Source organism: Rhizobium grahamii (assembly GCF_009498215.1).
In the GTDB taxonomy this organism is placed as follows: domain Bacteria; phylum Pseudomonadota; class Alphaproteobacteria; order Rhizobiales; family Rhizobiaceae; genus Rhizobium; species Rhizobium grahamii_A.
The window spans coordinates 2,056,047-2,075,732 of record NZ_CP043498.1 but is presented as its reverse complement, the minus strand read 5'-3'; the positions used below and the strand labels follow the sequence as shown (position 1 = coordinate 2,075,732).

The following is a 19,686-nucleotide window of genomic DNA, read 5'->3' as shown; positions in this document are numbered from 1 at the left end:
CCGTCAGAGGCCGAGGAATGTCAGCATCAGGAACGTCGTGAAGAGGATGAAGTGGGTCATTCCTTCGATCGCATTCGTTTCCCCGTCGTTCAGATTGATTGCCGCTGCAATCAGCGTGATCGTTACCATCACGGTTTGAACCGGCGTCATCGCCATGACGAAGGGCTGCCCGGTGTAGAGCGCAATGCCTTCCATGACGGGCACGGTCAGAATGACCGTCGAGAGTGATGCGCCCATCGCGATATTGACCGTCGCCTGCATTCGGTTGCGCAGCGCGGCCCGCAAGGCGGTCAGGATCTCCGGTGCGGCCGATATCGCGGCGACGACGATCGCGGTTAGGGCGACCGGAGCGCCAAGATCCTTCAAGCCCTCGTTCATGAAACTGGACATGAACTCGGCCAGCAGGCCGATCAGCACCACGCCTATCAGGATCACCAGAATGGATCCGGCCGTGGAGCCCTCGCCATGGTCGGTATCCGAGGCGTCCTTGCGTTTTTCAGGACGCGGATAGCTGTAGCTGAAGAAGTAACTGTGCTGGCCGACCTGCATGCGCAGGAACAGACCATAAAGCGCGATCATCGCGACGATCGTGAACGCGGAATAATAGTGCCATTTGTCGTCCGGAACGAATTCCGGAACGATCATCGAAATGCCCATGGCCGTCAGGATCATGACGCCATAGGTCTTTCCGGAGTTGTCGTTGTACGGCTGCTCGCCGTGCTTCAGGCCGCCGAGCAGGGCGGCGAGCCCGAGAATCCCGTTTATATCCAGCATCAGGGCAGCGTAGATCGTGTCGCGCACGAGGGTTGGCGAACTCTCCCCGCTCATCATGATCGCGAGGATGATGACCTCGACGGCAACCGCGGACAGCGTGAGGATCATCGTGCCGTAGGGGTCGCCGACCTTGATCGCGAGCAGTTCGGCATGATGCGCCACCCTCATCGAGGCAAGCACGATGGTCGCGACGAGGGCGGTCGCCGCAACAAGCGCCGGTCCACGCCCCATCGCCATGATGGTGTGCTCCGAGGCGTAAGCCGCGATGCCGACGAGAAGCGCCAGCACAAGATATTTCTCGTCTTTCAGACGTGACGCGATTGCCAATGCCGGGCTCCCGTGGTGATTCACAAAATAAGTCTAAGGCAATGATTTTGCATATCAAGTGACGGCGTTGGGGCCGCAGTTTGCAGTCTCGCCGATTTAATGGAATACTAACGCATCGGTCAGCCGGAAGCATATCGCGGCGCCCTCGTTTTTCTTGCCCAACGGCCCGCGGCGGAACTGGATTAGTCCGGTCGGTTTCGGGTGCGTAAACAAGAAGGAGTGAGATGCATGATCAAGGTGGTCTACGAAGTCGTTCCGCATGACGGAGGCTGGGCCTACCGGCTGGGCAATGTCTATTCCGAAGCGTTCCCGACGCATGCCGAAGCTATCGAGGCGGCCCGTATCGTGGCAGCCGAGCAGCAGGTCGGCGGCGACTCGTCGGAGATCAGCTGGCAGGACGAGAACGGCCGATGGCATGAGGAGTATGCCGAGGGTGGCGACCGACCGGAGACCGAAGTGGTCGACGGCAACTGGCGGACGCGTTCGTCGGATGCATCTCCACGTGTCTAAGGTGTGCCTAGGATGGCATATCCGCTCTTTGTGAAGGTCCGGAAGTTTCTTTCCTGACGTAGTCTGTCAGGCCGTTCACCAGTGCATCGAATGTTGCGCGGTATCGCAACGAGGTCCTGATGCCCTCGTGCATGACCACCCAGGTTTCCAGCTGAATTTCGAAGGCGTTGGCCAGGATGTGAACGAGGCCGGGATCGCGACGTCCGAGGCCGGTCTGGCAAATTCCGATACCGAGCCCAGCCCTTATCGCGGCGAGCTGCGCGAGCGGGTTGTCCGCCTTGAAACCGAAGGCGATGTCATCAGGGATCGGGAAGCGCTCCAGCATCGCCCTGATATAGGCGGTCTGCTTGTCGTAACCGATGATCCGATGCCCGGCGAGATCCTCCATCGCCTGCGGCGTGCCATTCCGTTCAAGATATTGTCGATGTGCATGGAAGCCAAGCGGGATGTTTCCGATGCGCTTTGCAATGAGCGCGTCTTGCGTCGGCTGCGTCATCCGTACCGCGATGTCCGCCTCCCTGTGCAGCAGGTCCTCGACGTCGTCGGACGCCGAGATTTCAATCCGCAGGGCAGGGTGTTCTTCCATCAAAGGCGCAAGAATGGATGGCAGCACTTCCACGGCGATGACTTCGCTGGCGCTGATGCGAACGGCGCCGGAAATGCGATCGCGTTCGCCCGTCGCGGTCCGCAGAAGCGCCGCGGCTGTTGAGAACAGGGTTTCCGCGTAGGGCTGCAGGTCCCGGGCTGCGTCCGTCGGCAACAGCCCGTTTGGCGAGCGGATGAAGAGTTGGGCTCCCATCGTTTCCTCGAGGGCGTCGATGTGACGTCCGACCGTCGGCTGCGTCAGGCCGATCTCGCGCGCGGCCGCAGAGAGCGAACCGTGGCGCAGCACGGCGAGAAGCGTTCGGTAGTAATCCCAATTCGGCTCTTGAGTCATAAAAATATGTATATCTGTGATATGAATTTAGTCAATTTTGTTTGGCGTTATGTTGCTGCACAGTCTCTCCATCGAAACGATGGAGGCTCTCATGAGCATGGAAAGTAAGCGGATCGCACTGGTGCTGGGTGCAACGGGAGGCATTGGCGGCGCGGTTGCGCAGGTGCTGGCGTCAAGGGGATGGCATGTTCGGGCATTGAGCCGGAATGCAGATGCCGGCCGCAGCGGCAACGCGTTTGAATGGCTGCGTGGCGACGCGATGCGCGCGACGGACGTTCGGGCGGCAGCAGAAGGAGCCGACATCATCGTTCATGCTGTCAACCCGCCGGGCTACCGCGATTGGGAAACGCTCGTTCTGCCCATGCTCGACAATACGATCGCGGCGGCAAAGGCCGTCTCCGCATCCATCGTCCTGCCCGGCACCATCTACAATTTCGGCCCGGATGCTTTTCCGCTTCTTCGCGAAGAGAGCCCGCAGCATCCGGTGACGAAGAAGGGCGCAGTCCGCGTGGAGATGGAGAAGCGCCTGGCTGCTGCGTCGCGCGATGGCGTCGGTGTCATCATCGTGCGTGCTGGGGATTATTTTGGCCCCGGCGCGGGGAACAACTGGTTTGCCCAGGGGATGATCAAGCAGGGGAAACCGGTGAAGACGATATGGAATCCCGCGGCGCGCGGTGTCGGTCACCAATGGGCTTACCTGCCTGATGTCGCCGAAACGATGGTGCGTCTGGTGGAAATGCGTGAGGAGCTACCGGCCTTTGCGGTCTACCATATGGACGGCCTTTGGGATGCCGACGGTCGTCAGATGGCCGAGGCGATCCGGCGCGTTGTGGGACGCCACGCGAAGATCCGCTCGTTTCCGTGGTGGGTCGTGCCGCTCGCAGCACCCTTCAACAGGTTCATGCGTGAGGTGCTGGAAATGCGTTATCTCTGGCGTGAGCCGCTGCGCATGACCAACGCCCGTCTCGTCGCCACACTTGGAAGCGAGCCGCATACGCCGATCGATCAGGCTGTGCTGGTGTCTCTGACATCGCTTGGATGTGTCGGTCAGGCGCAACAGCGGTCGTTGTCGGCGAAGCCCGCCTGATCGGCGTCAACCCAGTTCGGCGACGGCGATGCGGGCGACGGCGAGGGGCGCTTCTGCCGAGAGCGTTGCGCCGTCTCCGAGAAACCAGGCTGCGGAAAGCCCGGAATAGGCTGCGATCCATTGCAGAAGGCGTCGGGTGTCGAGATTTGTCGCAGCCGATACGATGCCAAGCTGTCGGCGCAGCCTGTTTCTGTCCGTTATGGCCGCGAGATCGTGATTGGCGAAGATATTGGCATAATCGTAGCCGCGTTCTCCAAAGAGAGCCTTGGGGTCGATCGCACGCCAGCCATGGGTGCCGAAATCCAGGATGTTCGAATGATGGATATCGCCATGGAGAACCGTCCTGCCGCGAGGGGCGGACAGCAGGGCTGCGGCGATCCTGTCGCAATCGGAGAGTATGCCGCCATAGGTTTGCGCTGCCGGTGCGAGTGCTCGAAACCATTCATGAAGTTCGATCAGCGGCGGGTTAGGTTTGCTGCGTGGCGCGTGAAGCTTTGCAACAGTGGCGCAGATGATGCGGCTTGCTTCGTCGTCCTCGCCGTGCATCGCCATGGTCAGAAGCGACCTGGTGCCCGGCGCTCTTTCCAGCAACACGGCCTCGTCGCTGCAGGCAAAGACCGTCGCCGCGCCGTTGCCATCCCACCATTGCATCAGTTGACCGCCTGCCATCTCCGAGGCGTCGTGAGCGATCTTCAGGATTGCCGGCTGGTCCTGCCAAATGACGGGAAGGAGATTGCTGGAATGGGTGACAATGGGGTCGCCGTCTGGCACGAGATGCCAGCGGTCCAGGTAGGTTTGAAACATCGGCCGATCGTAGCGGCCTTGCCGGAAAAAGAAATCCCGCCAAATGGCGGGATTTCCGTTACTTAACCTGAAAGGCTCAGGCTGCCTTTTCGAGGGCAGGATAGTCGACGTAGCCCGTCGATCCACCGCCGTAGAGCGTTGCCTGATCGAGCCCTGCGAGGGGCGCATTGTCCTTCAGACGCTGGACGAGATCGGGGTTGGAGATGAAAGGCTTGCCGAAGGCGACGAGATCGGCTTCGCCGCTTTCGACAACGTCGATCGCCATCTGACGATCGTAGCCGTTGTTGACCATCCAGCTCGCCTTGCCGCCAGCCTTTTCGTAGGCCGTACGCAGCGCCTTGTAGTCGAAGGGCTTTTCCCCCTGCTGGTAGTTGCGATCGCCGCCCGTCGCGCCTTCGATGATGTGGATGTAGGACAGATCGTACTTGGCCAGTCCCTCGACGACATAGGTGAAGATCGGCTGCGGATCGGTGTCGGCCGAATCGTTGGCGGGGGTGACGGGCGAAATGCGGATGCCGGTGCGGCGCGCGCCGATTTCCTCGGTGATCGCATCGACGACCTGGAACAGGAAGCGGGCACGGTTCTCGATGGAGCCGCCGTACTGATCGGTGCGATCGTTGATGCCGCTGCGCAGGAACTGGTCGATCAGATAGCCGTTTGCCGCGTGGATCTCGACGCCGTCGAAGCCTGCCTCGATTGCTGCGCGGGCTGCCTTGCGGTAGTCCTCGACGATACCCGCGATTTCGGCGGTCTCAAGTGCACGGGGCTCGGACGTCGGTGCGAATGCGCCGCTGCCGTCGGGGTTGACCAGATAGGTCTTGGACTTGGCAACCTTGTTCGTCGAGGAGACCGGCTTGCCGCCATTCGGCTGCAGCGTGTCATGAGAGATGCGGCCCACGTGCCACATCTGGACGACGATCTTGCCGCCCTGCTCGTGCACGGCGTCCGTCACGCGCTTCCAGCCGGCGATGGCTTCCTTCGAATAGAGACCGGGAACGTCTGCGTAGCCCTGACCCTGATGGGTGATCGCGGTGGCCTCGGTGATGATAAGGCCGGCGGTCGCGCGCTGGCGATAATATTCGACATTCAGGTCGTTCGGAACGGCTCCGGGCGAACGATTGCGCGTCAGCGGCGCCATGACGATATGGTTCTTGAGCGTCAGGTCGCCAACCTGCGTCGGTTCGAAAAGCTTGCTCATGGGAGTCCTTTCTCTGAGTTTAAGAGGTCATTCGGCCAGAGCAGGGTCTGGCTGCTCTTCGGTGGAAAGATAGGTGAGGGCGGTTGCGCCGAGGCCGAGCAGGGCCATCAATGCCGCAGCGAGGGGAACGCGGGTCATCTCGAAACCTGCATCGATGACCATTCCGCCTGCCCAGGCGCCGAGCGCGTTGCCTGTGTTGAAGGCGCCGATGTTGATCGTCGAGACAAGGTTCGGCGCATTCTTGCCGAAGCGGACAACACCGACCTGCAGGGCTGGCACTGCGGCAAAAGTGGCCATTGCCCACAGGAACAAGGTGATCTCAGTCGGGATAAGCGAGCGCATCGTGATGCTGAAGGCGATGGACGTCAGCGCGATCAGGCCGAACATAACCGCGAGCGTCGGGCCTAGCTTCCAGTCCGCAAGCTTGCCGCCGACCAGATTGCCGATCGTCAGGCCGAGGCCGATCAGGAAGAGCGTCCAGGTCACGCCATCAGGCGTCAGGCCGGTCACGTCGCGCAGGAGCGGTGCAATATAGGTGAAGAGAGCAAACATCGATGCGGCGAAGAACACCGTCGTTGATAGGGCGAGCCAAAGGCGCGCATTTCTGAGGGCAGCGATTTCGCTGCGCAGGCTTCCCTGCTGTTCCTGGCTGTCCTTCGGAAGCACCGCGATCAGGCCGACAATAGTGACGATGCCGATAACGGTGACGATCGCGAAGGTGGAGCGCCAGCCGTAGGCCTGGCCGATGGCGGTTCCAAGCGGCACGCCAAGAACGTTGGCGAGCGTCAGGCCGGTGAACATCAGCGCGACGGCGCTGGCCTTACGGTCGGGCGTCACCAAATTTGCCGCGACCACCGAGCCAATGCCGAAGAAGGCGCCGTGGCAAAGCGCGGTTACGATGCGGGCAACCATCAGCACCCAGTAGTTTGGAGAGATCGCGCAGAGCAGATTGCCTATGATGAAGAAGCCCATCAGGCTGATCAGCGCCGTACGGCGCTTCAGGCGCGAGGTCGATACCGCCATGATCGGGGCGCCGATGGCGACCGCGAGCGCGTATCCCGTCACCAGCCAGCCGGCCTGCGGAATGGAGACGGCGAGATCGGAGGCGACCTCCGGCAGGAGGCCCATGATGACGAATTCGGTGGTGCCGATCGCAAATGAGCTCAGGGCGAGAACGAGAAGAGCAATAGGCATCTCAGAGATCCTGTGAGAGCTGCTTCAAAAAGGCGGCTATGGTCTCTTCGTTGCGTTTGTAGAAGATCCATTGTCCGACACGGCGGGTGGTTACGAGATCTGCCCGGCTGAGCGTGCCGAGATGGGCGGATACGGTCGATTGGGACAGGCCGCAGCGTTCGAACTGGCTGGCGCAGACGCCCATCTCCAGGGGGTGTTCCTGCGAGGTGAAATGCTCCTCCGGCTTCTTCAGCCAATTGAGGATCTCCATCCTCTTCGGATGCGAGAGAGCCTTGAGGATCTCGTCCTTATCCATCGTCGTTTCCCGAACTATAAATCGATAAAAGGCGATATATGGATAGACAGAATTCGATTCAAGGCCGGCAACAGACGCAACGGTCGATTTTTGCATGGTTAAATTTTAAGCAAAAAAAGAGGGCCGCCGAATGAACGGGGCCCTTTAAGGTGTGAAGGTCAATAAACCTCCAGAGGGGAACAGCTAACGCGGTGGCACTGGGAGAGAAGCCACCATGTGCATCAGCTGAGGGGGATATGATGCTTTGGCAGGCAGAATTCAATGCCTGTTTGCGCATGCCTGCTATGCATTGCAGCATTTTTTGCTGCAATGCGAAAAAATAGGGCAAAAAAAGAGGGCCGCCGGAAAGCCGGGGCCCTTATAGGTGTGAAGGTATAAACCTCCAGAGGGGAACAGCTAATGCGGTGGAACTGGGAGGAAAAGCCACCGTGTGCATCAGCTGAGTGCGATATGGTGCTTTATTGGGCAAACGGCAACCCCATTTTGCGCATGCCAGTCATGCGCAAAATGCACGGCTTGCATTTCTTGATGTCGCAACTAGAAGTTCCAGTTGCGCGCCTTGCTGACGATGAAGTCCCGGAAGGCCTTGAGTTTGGCCGCATTTTTCATTTCATCCGGGTAGCAGAAGTAGGTGTCGAACGACGGAACATCGGCGTTTATCGGTAGCTGAATCAGACCCGGGTCACGGCCGACGATGTAATCCGGCATGCAGGCGACGCCCATGCCGAGCAGGCAGGCGCGCTTGATAGAGGTCTGGCTGTTGATCTGCAGATGCGGAATACGCTTGTTGTCGGACGAGCGTCCGGCGACCTCCAGCCAGTTGACGTCGAGGAGATAGTTCGGTGCCGGTTCGCCGAAAGTGATGATGCGGTGGTTGTCGAGATCCTCCACCGTCTGCGGTTCCCCGTGCCTGTTGATGTAGGAGGGGGCCGCATAGACGTGCATGTGCACGGTGAACAGCTTGCGCTGAATCAGGTCCGATTGCACCGGCTGGCGAAGCCGTATGGCGCAATCGGCGTAGCGCATGTTCACGTCCACTTCCTCGTTGTCGAGGATCAGCTGGATCTGGACGTCAGGGTAGAGCTGCATGAACTCCTGGATCTTGTCCGTCAGCCAGCCCTGGCCAAGGCCGACGGTCGTCGTGACACGCAGCTTGCCGGTCGGCGTTTCCGTCGTCTCGGTGAGTTGCATCTTCACCGTTTCGAGCTTCAGGAGAACGTCGTGCGCGGTGCGATAAAGCAGCTCGCCCTGTTCTGTCAGGATCAGGCCGCGGGCATGGCGGTGGAACAGCTTGGTGCCGACATCCTGCTCAAGAGCGCTGACCTGGCGGCTGATGGCGGATTGAGACAGATGCAGCTTGTCGGCCGCATGCGTAAACGAGCCCGCTTCGGCAGCTGCGTGAAAAATACGCAGCTTGTCCCAATCCAATGGCATTCCCCCACCCCTCATGGCCGATCCTACTCCGCGGCAACGGCGACGGGCATATGGCCCGTCAGATAACGTTCGGCTTCCAGGGCGGCCATGCATCCCATGCCGGCAGCGGTGATTGCCTGACGGAACGTATCGTCCGTCACGTCACCAGCGGCATAGACCCCCTCCAGGCTGGTCGCGGTCGAGTCCGGCGCGGTCCAGAGATAGCCGTTATCCTTGAGCTTCAGCTTGCCCTTGAAAAGTTCGGTGGCGGGCGCGTGGCCGATCGCGACGAAGACGCCATCGACAGCGACCTCGGTGATGGCGCCGGTACGGGTGTCGCGCAGGCGCGCGCCACTGACGGACGGCGGCATCGGCGGCTTGGCCGCCGCCCCGGTGATTTCCGCAACTTCCGTGTTCCACAGCACCTTGATGTTCTCCTTGGAGAACAGGCGCTCCTGCAGGATCTTTTCCGAACGGAAGCTGTCGCGGCGATGCACGACGGTGACCGACTTCGCGATATTGGAAAGGTAAAGTGCTTCCTCGACGGCGCTGTTGCCGCCGCCGACGACGATCACGTCCTTGTTGCGATAGAAGAAGCCATCGCAGGTGGCGCAGGCCGAGACGCCGAAGCCCTGGAAATGCTGCTCGCTTTCGATGCCAAGCCACTTGGCCTTGGCGCCGGTCGCGATGATCAACGTGTCAGCCGTCCAGACCTGTCCGCTGTCCGTATGGGCAACGAAAGGACGCTGGTTCATGTCCACTTCCGTCACGATGTCGTTGACGATCTCTGCGCCGACATGCTTGGCCTGCTGCAGCATCTGATCCATCAGCCACGGGCCCTGGATCGGATCTGCAAAGCCCGGATAGTTCTCCACGTCGGTGGTGATCATCAGCTGTCCGCCTTGCTCCATGCCGGCGATCAGCACGGGCTTCAGCATTGCGCGAGCCGCATAGACGGCAGCCGTGTAACCGGCAGGCCCGGAGCCGATGATGAGCACCTTTGTGTGGCGGGCGGACATAGATATTTCCTTTCAACTGTCAGGAGGCGGCGGCTAAAAGGCGAATGCGGCCGTTTCGCGATCCATTCGCCATTTATGAACGTCCAATGCTTTTATTCAAGGGCAGCCTTGCGTTACCAACAAGGCATTCCGGTTTGGATATGCAAGATTCCGTCATACTGGGGAAACATTCTTGCGTATTGCGTTGCTTTATATAGAAGCTGCCCAGAGCAAATTAAAGAAAGGCACTCGCTTGGTCCGCGCTGAACTCGACGCCATCGACATCAAGATACTGCGTGAACTGCAGGTCGACGGTCGCATGACCAATGTCGAGTTGGCCGACAGGGTCGGTATATCCGCGCCACCGTGCCTGCGTCGCGTTCGAAAGCTCGAGGAATCGGGGATTATCGAAGGCTATCACGCCATGCTGAACAGCCCGAAGCTCGGCTTCGATCTGGTGGCGTTCTGCATGGTCGGTCTCAAGCACCAGTCCGAAGCCAATCTCAAGGCCTTCGCCGCCGCCACAGCCGAATGGCCGCTGGTCCGGCAGGCATGGATGGTGTCCGGCGACAGCGATTTCCTGCTTCATTGCGTCGCCGAGAACCTGACGCGCTTCCAGGATTTCGTCATCGAAGTGCTGACAGCCAATGAGCACGTCGACACGGTTCGCACCATGCTGACGATCCGTCAGGTCAAGCGGCTGGGTCTGGTTGAAGTCTGAGCGGATCAGGCTGCTGAGAATAGCCGGTTATAGACCGCGCCGAGTTTCTGCGCTTCACCATCGATGCTGAACGACTGAAGCGAATGTGCGCGTGCATGGTCCGCCGCCGCGTCGCGTCTTGCCGTATCGTCCATCAACTGGGCAGCAGCGTCGACCATGGCGTCGATATTGTCGCGCGCGATGATGATGCCGGTTTCCCCTGGGCCGGTGACCAGCAGTTCCGGAAAGGCGCCGACATCGGTTGCGACGACAGGCACGGCTGTCGACATGGCTTCCAGCGGCGTCAGGCCAAAGCCTTCCCAGCGCTGTGGCGCGATGAAAAGATCCAACGCCTTGTACCAGTCGTCGATATTGGTGTGCTCTCCGACGAAGAGGATGCGATCGGAAAGGCCGGCTGCCGCGACACGCTGTTTCAGGTCGTTTTCGAAGCTGATGTGCTGCGGCGTTGCCCGCCCGGCAATGATCGCGTTCCAATCGGGGCGGTCGGGAAGCAGGCGGATCATGCTTTCGACGAAGAGATCGGTGCCCTTCTGGTGTCGAACGCGACCGAAACAGCCGACGGTCTTCTTGGTCTCGTCGAGCCCGCAGGCGCGCCTGGCAGCGGCCTTGTCGGCTGCCGGCGCAAAGCGATGCGTATCGATCCCATGCAGCACGACATTGCTCGGCACCTCGAGATAGCCGGCGGTCTTGCCGCTGGTCGCGATGACCGCGTCCATTCGGGAAATCAGCCACTTCGTCCAGCCGCTATGCTTGCGCTGCGAAGCCGAGGTGAAAACGATCTTGAGCGGCATTCTCAGCAGATCGCGCAGGATGATCGCCGGCAACATCTCGATGTTGCGGCGCGCATGCCAGATGCGGAACGGCTTTCCTTCAGGCGGTCGCCACAGGCGCGTCAGGTCGGAAAAGCGGATATGCGGCAAGCGGCCGGGCAGGCCGGGCCCCAGGGCCGCAACCTTTTGTCCAAGGTTGCGCTGAATGGGGACCAGCTGAATGATGGTGGAGGTAACGCCCGACAGGCGCTTCTTGAAGTTCGGCGCTATGACCTCGACGTCCTTGACGTCGACGATTGCGGTTTGGCCGCGGTCCGCCACAGTCCGTCAGCCCCAGCTGATGGACAGCACTTCGTAGGCCTTGGAGCCCCCAGGCGCATTCACTTCGATGGAATCGCCGACTTCCTTGCCGATCAGCGCGCGGGCGATCGGGGAGGAGATGGAGATGCGGCCCTGCTTCACGTCAGCTTCCTGATCGCCGACAATCTGGTAGGTCTTTTCTTCCTCGGTGTCCTCGTCGACCAGCTTCACCTTGGCGCCGAACTTGATCGTGCTGCCGGACATTTTCGAGAGGTCGATGACTTCGGCGCGAGCTGTCAGATCTTCCAGTTCGGCGATCCGGCCTTCGTTGTGGCTCTGCGCTTCCTTGGCGGCATGGTACTCGGCGTTTTCGGAAAGGTCACCGTGGGCACGAGCTTCGGCGATCGCCTCGATGATTCGTGGGCGCTCTTCCTGCTGACGCCAGCGCAGTTCTTCCTGCAGCTTGACGAAACCACCCTGCGTCATCGGTACCTTATCAACCATTTTTCTGTCCTTCACTCCCCGTATCCGCTTAGCCGCAGACACAAAAGAAAACAGGTCCCGAAGAGGAAACTTCGGAACCGTGCAACAATTCTGATTAGCTGGGTTATAGCAGATCGCCCCCGCGAATTTCCATAAAATTCGTATCGCCAGCCGTGAGTGCCGGCCACGCCCGACAATCTTGACTTTTATCGTTGGAACATATAGTGAACAAAAGGATGAGAAAGTCACTCAAAGAACGACTGGCCATTCTTTCCGATGCTGCAAAGTATGATGCTTCCTGCGCCTCAAGCGGGACAACGAAGCGCGATTCGGGAGCATCCGGCGGCCTTGGCTCGACGGAAGGATCCGGCATCTGCCACGCTTACGCACCCGATGGGCGGTGTATTTCCCTGCTCAAGATCCTGCTGACCAATTTCTGCATCTATGACTGTGCGTACTGCGTCAATCGCTCGTCGAGCAACGTGGAGCGCGCACGCTTTACGCCGGAAGAAGTCGTCTGGCTCGTGCTGGAATTCTATCGTCGCAACTATATCGAGGGCCTGTTCCTCTCGTCGGGGATCATCCGGTCGTCGGACTATACGATGGAGCAGCTCGTCAGGATCGCGCGGGAATTGCGGGTAACGCATAATTTTCGCGGCTATATCCATCTCAAGGCCATCCCCGAGGCCTCGCCGCAGCTGATTGAAGAGGCGGGGCTCTATGCCGACCGGCTCTCGCTGAATATCGAACTCCCCACCGATGCCGGCGTCGCGCGGCTTGCGCCGGAAAAGAAGCCGTCCGAAATCCGTCGCTCGATGGCTGATCTCCGCCTGAAGATAGAGGCGGCGGGTGAGCCGACATTGCAGACAAAGCGTCGCAAGCGGTTTGTACCGGCGGGACAGAGCACGCAGATGATTGTCGGTGCTGATGGCGCCAACGACGCCGCCATCCTCGGCTGCAGCGCCAATCTCTACGGAAGCTATGGCCTGCGCCGCGTCTACTATTCGGCCTTCAGCCCTATCCCCGACTCGTCCAGCACCTTGCCGCTCATCAAGCCGCCCTTGATGCGCGAGCATCGACTGTACCAGGCCGATTGGCTTTATCGCTTCTACGGCTTCGGTATCGATGAGATCACCTCGTCTGAGACCGACGGGATGCTCGACCTTGATCTGGATCCGAAGCTCTCCTGGGCGCTTCGCCATCGAGGCGAGTTCCCGGTCGATATCAACAAGGCTGATCGGGAGAGGCTGCTTCGGGTTCCGGGTTTTGGAACGAAGACGGTGAAATCCCTGCTGTCGGCGAGACGCTTCCGCCGATTGCGAATGGATGACCTTTCGCGTCTCGGGGTTTCGATCAAGAAGGTGCAGGCATTCATCATTGTCGAAGACTGGTCGCCGCGGCGACTGATCGATCGGCCCGATCTTCGCCAGATGTTCGAGCCGCAGCCGGAGCAGTTGAGGTTGCTGTGATGCGACACATAACGTTGCGCGGGCGAGGGGATCTGGAGGAATGGCGGGTTGCGGCCCGCGCCTTGGCCATCGCCGGCGTGGCCTCCGAGGAGGTCGAGTGGCACGCGGAAGCGGAGGATGGCGGGCTTTTTCGACATGACGGCGAAATGCCGCTTCCTGCGTCGTCGCCGGACGCGGCGCCATTGACGGTGCCGCCGGCCTTTATCGAATTGGCCAACGCTGTCATCTGCCATAGTGATCCGGCGCGCTTCATGTTGCTTTACCGGCTTCTCGTTCGCTTGCAGGCCGACCGACGGCTTCTGGAACAGCCTTCGGACGAAGACGTGGTGCGCGCACGCCTGATGGAGAAAAGCGTTCGGCGCGACGCACACAAGATGACGGCGTTCGTTCGGTTCAAGGAGGTCGGCAGCGGGATTTCGGTGAATGGTCGGCGCAAGTTTCTCGCCTGGTTCGAACCGGACCACTACATCGTCGGACGCAAGGCCTCGTTCTTTCAGAGGCGCTTCAACGATATGGACTGGATCATCCTAACACCGAAAGGCTCGGCGGGCTGGGATGGCAAGACGCTGACAATTGGCGATGACTCCTGCGAAAAGCCTGACCTTTCCGATGCAGCCGATGAACTTTGGCGCACCTACTACGCCAATATCTTCAATCCGGCGCGTTTGAAGGTGAAGGCGATGCAGGCAGAGATGCCGAAGAAATACTGGAAGAATCTGCCCGAAGCGGACCTCATTCCCGGTCTGATCGCAAATGCAGAGAGCCAGGTACTGGCAATGGCGAAGCGGGAGGCAACCCGTCCGCTGCCGTTCCACGAGCGTCTGCAGGAGGCGGCCCGAAATGCGCCCGGCTTGCCTGTGGCGGAGGCCGGAACATGGGAGTCGCTTCGAGAGGCAGCCGCGACCTGCACCCGCTGTCCGCTGCATGGCCCGGCGACACAAACGGTGTTCGGTGAGGGGCCGCGCGATGCCGTGGCGGTTTTCGTCGGCGAGCAACCGGGCGATCAGGAAGATCTGGCTGGACGACCTTTCGTCGGCCCGGCGGGCTCGGTTTTTGATCAGGCATTGGTTCACGCGGGCATCGCGCGATCGACAATCTACGTCACCAATGCGGTGAAACACTTCAAGTACGAACCTCGAGGCAAACGACGCATCCACCAGCGGCCGAACATGGGCGAGGTGAAATATTGTCGTTGGTGGCTCGAGCAGGAACTGGAGCTGATCGCTCCAAAGCTTGTTGTCGCGATGGGGGCAACAGCGGTTGCGTCATTGGCCGACGGAAAATTTCGTTTCTCGGATATCAGGGGCGAGGCGCTTGCGACCCCGGATGGCCGCGTGCTGTTTACGACGGTGCATCCGTCCTATCTGCTGCGCCTGCCGGATCCCGCCAAAAAAGCGGAGGAAACGGATCGGTTCCTTCAGGATATGCTGAAAATTCAGAGGCTTATTGAATCGATCTCGCAAGGAGATTCAATCGCATCGATTGCTCGATGAGCGATGATGGCAACCCGCGACACGGCGGGTTGCCATCATTGATGAGGATTAGGCGAAGTAGCTCTGCAGCGGGCGGACTTCGAGGTTTCCGGCGCGGAGCGCCTTGATTGCCTGGGCAGCTGCCTCGGCGCCGGCCATCGTCGTGTAGTACGGCACCTTCTGCATCAGCGTGGCGCGGCGGAGCGACTTCGAGTCGGAGATCGCCTTGTTGCCATCCGTCGTGTTGATCACCAGCTGGACCTGACGGTTGCGGATCGCGTCTTCGATATGGGGACGACCTTCGAGAACCTTGTTGATCTTCGTGGCCTCGATGCCGTTTTCGGCGAGGAAGCGCTGGGTGCCGCCGGTTGCGAGAACCTTGAAGCCTTCGCCGACGAGAACGCGGATCGCCGGCAGGACGCGCGGCTTGTCGGCGTCGCGGACCGAAACGAAGACCGTTCCGTCACGCGGCAGTTCGACGCTGGCGCCGAGCTGGGACTTGGCGAAAGCCAGCGCGAAGTCGGTGTCGAGGCCGATGACTTCGCCGGTCGAGCGCATTTCCGGGCCGAGCAGCGTGTCGACGCCGGGGAAGCGGGCGAACGGGAAGACAGCTTCCTTGACGGCGATGTGCTTGAGGTTGCGCGGATCCGGCTTCTCGCCGTAGGCCGCAAACAACGGGTCGAGCTTTTCGCCGGCCATGGCGCGGGCGGCGATCTTGGCGATCGGCGCGCCAATGGTTTTGGCGACGAAGGGAACAGTACGCGAGGCGCGCGGGTTCACTTCGAGCACGTAGACGGTGCCGTCCTTGATGGCGAACTGGACGTTCATCAGGCCGACGACGTTGAGGGCCTTGGCCATCGACTTCGCCTGGCGCTCAAGCTCGTCGATCATCTCTGCTGACAGCGTGCGCGGCGGCAGCGAGCAGGCCGAGTCACCGGAGTGAATGCCGGCTTCCTCGATATGCTCCATGATGCCGGCGATGAAGGCGTCGTTGCCGTCAGAGAGGCAGTCGACGTCGACTTCGATGGCGTTCGACAGGTAGCTGTCGAAAAGCAGCGGGTTCTTGCCGAGCAGGGTGTTGATCTGGCCGGTCTTGTCGTTCGGGTAGCGCTGCTTGATGTCCTCAGGCACCAGTTCCGGAACCGTGTCCAGCAGGTAAGTCTGCAGCTGGCCTTCGGAATGGATGATCTGCATGGCGCGGCCGCCGAGAACGTAGGACGGGCGCACGACCAGCGGGAAGCCGATTTCGGTGGCGACCAGGCGGGCCTGTTCGACCGAGTAGGCGATGCCGTTGTTCGGCTGCGTCAGGTCGAGCTTGATCAGCAGCTTCTGGAAGCGGTCGCGGTCTTCGGCGAGGTCGATCATATCGGGCGCGGTGCCGAGGATCGGGATGCCGTTCTTTTCCAGCGCTTCGGCGAGCTTCAGCGGGGTTTGGCCGCCGAACTGCACGATGACGCCAACGACTTCGCCCTTTTCCTGCTCCGCGCGCAGGATTTCGATCACGTCTTCAGCCGTCAGCGGCTCGAAGTAGAGGCGATCGGAGGTGTCGTAGTCGGTCGAGACCGTTTCCGGGTTGCAGTTGATCATGATGGCTTCATAGCCGGCGTCGCGCAGAGCGAATGCGGCATGGCAGCAGCAATAGTCGAACTCGATGCCCTGGCCGATACGGTTCGGACCGCCGCCGAGGATGACGACCTTCTTGGCGGCGGAGACTTCGGCTTCGGAGCGCAGTTCACCGACGAAAGGCGTTTCGTAGGTCGAGTACATGTAGGCGGTCGGCGAGGCGAACTCGGCGGCGCAGGTGTCGATGCGCTTGAAGACCGGGCGGACGTTCAGGCTGTTGCGAAGCTCGGCAACTTCCTTCGGGCGCTTGCCGGTCAGCGTGGCGAGGCGGGCGTCGGAGAAGCCCATTGCCTTCAGCTTACGCAGGTTCGCGGCATCTGCAGGCAGGCCATGCTCGCGGATGCGGGCTTCCATGTCGACGATCGCCTTGAACTGGGCGATGAACCACGGGTCGATCTTGCAGCCTTCGTGGACTTCTTCCGGGCTCATGCCCTGGCGTAGCGCCTGGGCGACCATGCGCAGGCGATCCGGGGTCGGCGTGCCGATCGCGGCGCGGATGGCGTTCTGGCTGGATTCGCCTTCCTCGACGCCGGGGATTTCGATTTCGTCGAGGCCGGTCAGGCCGGTTTCGAGGCCACGCAGCGCCTTCTGCAGCGATTCCGCGAAGGTGCGGCCGATCGCCATGACTTCGCCTACCGACTTCATGGCGGTGGTCAGGACCGGCGAGGCGCCCGGGAACTTCTCGAAGGCGAAACGCGGGATCTTGGTGACGACGTAGTCGATCGACGGCTCGAAGGAGGCAGGGGTGGCGCCGCCGGTGATGTCGTTGTCGAGTTCGTCGAGCGTGTAGCCGACGGCGAGCTTGGCCGCGACCTTGGCGATCGGGAAGCCGGTGGCCTTGGATGCCAGAGCCGACGAGCGCGAGACGCGCGGGTTCATCTCGATGACAACGAGGCGGCCGTCCTTCGGGTTGACGGCGAACTGAACGTTCGAGCCGCCGGTCTCGACGCCGATCTCGCGCAGCACCGCGATCGAGGCGTTGCGCATCATCTGGTATTCCTTGTCGGTCAGCGTCAGCGCCGGCGCGACGGTGATGGAATCGCCCGTGTGGACGCCCATCGGGTCGATGTTTTCGATCGAGCAGATGATGATGCAGTTGTCCGCCTTGTCGCGGACGACTTCCATTTCATATTCCTTCCAGCCGAGAACCGATTCCTCGATCAGGACTTCCGTGGTCGGCGAGGCGTCGAGGCCGCCACCGATGATCTCGAAGAACTCCGAGCGGTTGTAGGCAATGCCGCCGCCGGTGCCACCCATGGTGAAGGAGGGGCGGATGATGGCGGGCAGGCCGACGACGTCGATCGCCTGGGCGGCAATCGCCATGGCGTGGCTGATATAACGCTGCTTGCGGTCGGTCTCGCCGAGGTTCCACTGGTTCTCCAGTTCATCGAGCGCCTTGTCGAGTTCGGCGCCGGAGAGGCTTTCCTTCAGCTTGTTGCGCTCGGCTTCATGCGTCTTGCGGTCGGCATCCTTGATGTCGGTGGCGTTGGCGAGCATCGAGCGCGGTGTTTCCAGGCCGATCTTTTCCATCGCCTCGCGAAAGAGGGCGCGGTCTTCGGCCTTGTCGATGGCGGCCGGCTTGGCGCCGATCATCTCCACATTGTAGCGGTCGAGCACGCCCATGCGCTTCAGGGAGAGCGCCGTGTTGAGCGCGGTCTGGCCCCCATGGTCGGGAGCAGCGCGTCGGGGCGCTCCTTGGCGATGATCTTGGCGACGACTTCGGGGGTGATCGGCTCGACGTAGGTGGCGTCGGCCAGCCCCGGGTCGGTCATGATCGTTGCCGGGTTGGAGTTGACGAGGATGACGCGGTAGCCTTCCTCCTTCAGCGCCTTGCAGGCCTGGGTGCCGGAGTAGTCGAATTCACATGCCTGGCCAATGACGATCGGTCCTGCGCCGATGATGAGGATCGATTTGATATCTTGGCGCTTCGGCATGGGCGTTTTCCGTTTCCTAGCTGCGCAGAAAGCCGGCCAGGGTGGGAGGCACCGGCCGGGTCGCGCATATGATGGTCTTTTCAGGCTAGAAGCGGCTTATAGGCAAATGTATTTGTAAACGGAACCCCATAAATTACGGAATCGACAGGAATTGGCGGCTCTTGCCGGAGCCTAGCCGATACCCGGCACCACAAGCGCCCTGATCTCGCCTTTTCGGGCGGGGTTGGAGATGGCTTCGACGGCCTCCTCGAGGCCGATTCGGCGGGAGATCAGTGGTTCGACCTTGATGGTGCCCGACGCAATGAGATCGGCGGCCCGCCGGTGCGTGAAAGGATTGATAAACGAGCTGATCAACTTGATCTCGCGAAACAGGAGATCGAACGGTTCGACCGCGACCTTCACCCCTTGCGGCATGACCCCGAGGATCACGACCGTACCGCCGCGGCGTGCGAGGTCGGGTGCCTGCTCGATCGTTTCGGCAACGCCGGCGCATTCGATCACAACGTCGGCGCCGCCGGGCAGCAGGCCGTTAACCGCCGTCAGGCGTGCGACAATGTCCCCGGTGGAGGGATCTGCACTGTCGGTCGCTCCAAGCTCCTCGGCGAGCCGACGCTTCTCCTCGCTGCGGGTCAGGAGAACCACCGTGGTCGCCCCTGCCAGTCGCGCCAATTGGACGACCAGCAGGCCGATCACGCCGCCGCCGAGCACGACGACGGAAGAACCAGTACGGATTTCGGCGAGGTCTATCCCGTGGATGCAACAGGCCAGCGGCTCGCAAAACGCGCCGTGCAGGGGAGGCAGCGCATCGGGCAGCTCGAAGGCCTGCTGTTGGGGGATACAGACATACTCGGCAAAGCCGCCGTCGCGGTGAATGCCGATCGCCTGAAGGTTATGGCAGAGATTGACGCGACCGCGCTGGCATTCGGGGCAGCGGCCGCAGGCGATATTCGGGTCGCCGGTGATGCGCATGCCCTCGTGAAAGCCACTGACGCCGTTCCCGATCTTCTCGATGATGCCGGTGAATTCGTGACCGAGCGTGACGGGCGGCTTGGAGGGGAACTCGCCATGAAAGAGATGGCGATCGGTTCCGCAGATGCCGCAGGCTTCAACGCGAACCAGCAACTCACCGACGCCCGGTTCAGGCCGCTCCACGTCGCGCAGGGCAAGTTTTCCGGTCGCTTCTAGACGTACGGCCTTCATCCCTGTCTCCTCCCCAGACTTATCGATCCAAGGAGGCCCGATTGCGGATGTCTCGTCAAGCGAGTGAGCCACAGGAAGCGGCTCAGCCTGCTCTTGTGGAAGACTATAAAATACTCCGCAACACGACGTTTTTACTCATGCCGGTCGAGGAAAATTAATAAATAGGGTGCTTTCTAT

The 19,686-nt window shown here is 60.9% G+C and carries 16 protein-coding genes and 1 pseudogene; 5 read left to right on the top strand and 12 right to left on the bottom strand.

The annotated features are described in order from the left end of the window. Positions 1-3 precede the first annotated feature (3 nt). Positions 4-1,101, bottom strand: coding sequence for a calcium:proton antiporter (locus tag FZ934_RS10095; protein ID WP_153270961.1), 1,098 nt, complete (start codon positions 1,099-1,101; stop codon positions 4-6). A gap of 228 nt (positions 1,102-1,329) precedes the next feature. On the opposite strand from FZ934_RS10095, the gene FZ934_RS10090 reads away from it, so the two are divergent. Further along, positions 1,330-1,611, top strand: coding sequence for a DUF2188 domain-containing protein (locus FZ934_RS10090; RefSeq protein ID WP_153270960.1), 282 nt, complete (start codon positions 1,330-1,332; stop codon positions 1,609-1,611). A 7-nt stretch (positions 1,612-1,618) separates the two neighbouring features. Here FZ934_RS10090 and FZ934_RS10085 read toward each other — a convergent pair whose 3' ends face one another. Then, on the bottom strand, positions 1,619-2,548 hold the full coding sequence (locus tag FZ934_RS10085; RefSeq protein WP_153270959.1) for a LysR family transcriptional regulator: 930 nt from the start codon (positions 2,546-2,548) through the stop codon (positions 1,619-1,621). Positions 2,549-2,639: 91 nt separating this feature from the next. Between FZ934_RS10085 and FZ934_RS10080 the strand changes: the two genes are divergently transcribed. Further along, the gene (locus tag FZ934_RS10080; RefSeq protein ID WP_153270958.1) at positions 2,640-3,635 is read left to right on the top strand and encodes an NAD-dependent epimerase/dehydratase family protein; all 996 of its coding nucleotides are present in this window, start codon (positions 2,640-2,642) and stop codon (positions 3,633-3,635) included. Between the two features lie 6 nt (positions 3,636-3,641). On the opposite strand, the gene FZ934_RS10075 is transcribed toward FZ934_RS10080, so the two are convergent. From FZ934_RS10075 to trxB, 6 genes are all read right to left on the bottom strand, one after another. Beyond that, on the bottom strand, positions 3,642-4,439 hold the full coding sequence (locus tag FZ934_RS10075) for an aminoglycoside phosphotransferase family protein (protein ID WP_153270957.1): 798 nt from the start codon (positions 4,437-4,439) through the stop codon (positions 3,642-3,644). A 76-nt stretch (positions 4,440-4,515) separates the two neighbouring features. Continuing rightward, positions 4,516-5,637 carry an alkene reductase gene (locus FZ934_RS10070; RefSeq protein WP_153270956.1) on the bottom strand — a complete coding sequence of 374 codons (1,122 nt, stop codon included), beginning with the start codon at positions 5,635-5,637 and terminating at the stop codon, positions 4,516-4,518. 27 nt (positions 5,638-5,664) lie between these two features. Further along, positions 5,665-6,831 (bottom strand): MFS transporter, encoded by a 1,167-nt coding sequence (locus FZ934_RS10065; protein WP_153270955.1) that lies wholly within the window; start codon positions 6,829-6,831, stop codon positions 5,665-5,667. 1 nt (position 6,832) lies between these two features. Then, on the bottom strand, positions 6,833-7,126 hold the full coding sequence (locus FZ934_RS10060; RefSeq protein ID WP_113361880.1) for an ArsR/SmtB family transcription factor: 294 nt from the start codon (positions 7,124-7,126) through the stop codon (positions 6,833-6,835). A gap of 537 nt (positions 7,127-7,663) precedes the next feature. Beyond that, on the bottom strand, positions 7,664-8,560 hold the full coding sequence (locus FZ934_RS10055) for a LysR family transcriptional regulator VtlR (protein ID WP_113361852.1): 897 nt from the start codon (positions 8,558-8,560) through the stop codon (positions 7,664-7,666). Positions 8,561-8,583: 23 nt separating this feature from the next. Further along, positions 8,584-9,558: a thioredoxin-disulfide reductase gene (gene trxB / locus FZ934_RS10050; RefSeq protein ID WP_153270954.1), complete on the bottom strand. Its 975-nt coding sequence runs from the start codon at positions 9,556-9,558 to the stop codon at positions 8,584-8,586. Between the two features lie 232 nt (positions 9,559-9,790). Here trxB and FZ934_RS10045 point away from each other — a divergent pair, with 232 nt between their 5' ends. Continuing rightward, positions 9,791-10,258 carry an Lrp/AsnC family transcriptional regulator gene (locus tag FZ934_RS10045; protein ID WP_113361854.1) on the top strand — a complete coding sequence of 156 codons (468 nt, stop codon included), beginning with the start codon at positions 9,791-9,793 and terminating at the stop codon, positions 10,256-10,258. Between the two features lie 5 nt (positions 10,259-10,263). Here the strand turns inward: FZ934_RS10045 and FZ934_RS10040 are convergent, their stop codons facing one another. After that, positions 10,264-11,325 (bottom strand): glycosyltransferase family 4 protein, encoded by a 1,062-nt coding sequence (locus tag FZ934_RS10040; RefSeq protein WP_194273799.1) that lies wholly within the window; start codon positions 11,323-11,325, stop codon positions 10,264-10,266. Positions 11,326-11,355: 30 nt separating this feature from the next. Then, complete coding sequence (gene greA, locus FZ934_RS10035) at positions 11,356-11,832, bottom strand: transcription elongation factor GreA (RefSeq protein WP_113361856.1); 477 nt, start codon at positions 11,830-11,832, stop codon at positions 11,356-11,358. 215 nt (positions 11,833-12,047) lie between these two features. Between greA and FZ934_RS10030 the strand changes: the two genes are divergently transcribed. Together FZ934_RS10030 and FZ934_RS10025 are read left to right on the top strand one after the other, a co-directional pair. Further along, entirely contained in the window at positions 12,048-13,280 is a 1,233-nt protein-coding gene (locus FZ934_RS10030) for a putative DNA modification/repair radical SAM protein (RefSeq protein ID WP_153270952.1), read from the top strand. Beyond that, positions 13,280-14,773, top strand: coding sequence for a UdgX family uracil-DNA binding protein (locus FZ934_RS10025; protein WP_153270951.1), 1,494 nt, complete (start codon positions 13,280-13,282; stop codon positions 14,771-14,773). The genes FZ934_RS10030 and FZ934_RS10025 overlap by 1 nt, the downstream gene beginning before the upstream one ends. Before the next feature lie 48 nt (positions 14,774-14,821). Here FZ934_RS10025 and carB read toward each other — a convergent pair. Both carB and FZ934_RS10015 read right to left on the bottom strand, forming a co-directional pair. Then, positions 14,822-18,309 (bottom strand): annotated as a pseudogene (gene carB / locus FZ934_RS10020) (carbamoyl-phosphate synthase large subunit). Positions 18,310-18,480: 171 nt separating this feature from the next. Next, entirely contained in the window at positions 18,481-19,509 is a 1,029-nt protein-coding gene (locus tag FZ934_RS10015) for a zinc-dependent alcohol dehydrogenase family protein (RefSeq protein WP_153270950.1), read from the bottom strand. Positions 19,510-19,686: the final 177 nt, after the last annotated feature.